This is a genomic window from Vibrio sp. Vb0598 (genome assembly GCF_033338935.1).
In the GTDB taxonomy this organism is placed as follows: Bacteria; Pseudomonadota; Gammaproteobacteria; order Enterobacterales; family Vibrionaceae; genus Vibrio; species Vibrio alginolyticus.
On record NZ_JAWOTP010000228.1, the window covers coordinates 1 to 1,136 of the forward strand.

The 1,136-nt window shown below is 48.6% G+C and carries 1 protein-coding gene and 1 pseudogene; one reads left to right on the forward strand and one right to left on the reverse strand.

Annotated features, from left to right (window positions below; all coding sequences use genetic code 11):
* Positions 1-294: cystatin family protein (locus tag R7Q38_RS24295; protein WP_318114633.1), on the forward strand; the 294-nt coding region annotated here is incomplete at its 5' end.
* Positions 295-374: 80 nt separating this feature from the next.
* Here the strand turns inward: R7Q38_RS24295 and R7Q38_RS24300 are convergent.
* Positions 375-1,136, reverse strand: a pseudogene (locus R7Q38_RS24300) (MFS transporter); the annotation flags it as partial.

The window sequence follows — 1,136 nt, forward strand, 5'->3', positions numbered from 1 at the left end:
TCGCAACCGGAAGCGAACCCAATCTGTAACTTAGAAAAACTGCCCGGCGGATGGTCACAAAGTGACATGACCGATGAAGCGCAACCATTGCTTGATGTGGTACTCGCGCAAATGAACACTTCCGCTAAGTTAAAGCAAATCCTCAGTGTTCGCACTCAGGTGGTAAGCGGCATGAATTATGCGATTGAATTTGAAATGGATAATGGCGAAATCTGGAATACGATTGTCTACCGCTCGTTAGACGACGAAATCAAAATGACGCAACCTGCAAAGCTTGGACGCTTCTGCTCATAATATGCAGACATAAAAAATGGCTCCCGATTGGAGCCATTTTTATTCACGATGTTCTGTTCAGCCCATCACATTCATCAGAACTAAGCCGTAGCGATATTAGCTTTGGGTAACTTAATCGAAATCAACGTTGTCAACGCCAAGAAAGCGAAAGAGACCCACAAACACGCCGCTAGTCCTGCTTCTTGGTAAATCCACCCCGACAATACCGTGCCAATCAAACGTCCCATGGCGTTGGCCATGTAGTAAAAACCGACATCCAACGAGACGCCGTCGCCTTTGGCATAGCTCACAATCAGGTACGAATGCAACGAAGAGTTAATGGCAAAGACCGCACCAAAAATCATCAGCCCAACCACAATCACGATTTCCGGCTGCCAACCAATTTGTACTCCGTAAGCAATCCCGCCCGTGATTAAGGCAAGAATCCCCGCCCACACCAATGCCGCACTTCCATCAGGCACGCGACCTTGCGCTTTACCCGTAATGCGCGGCGCAAAACCTTGCACAAAGCCATACGCGATCACCCATGATGCTAAAAAGCCACCAACCCACAAGTGATCCCAGCCAAATACGCTGCCGAGATAAACCGGCAAAGCCACCACAAACCAGACATCCCGCGCACCAAACAGGAACATGCGCGCTGCGGACAAGATGTTGACCGATTCAGACTTAGAAAAGATGTGGCTAAACTTAGGCTTATTTTTCGCTTTGCCCATATCGGCTTCTAGCCAGATCATGCTGCAAACAAACACTAATGTAAGCACACTTGCCCTAATAAACACCGACCTGTGGCAACCCACCCAAGACAACAACAAACCACCGACAAAGAAACCCGCCCCTTT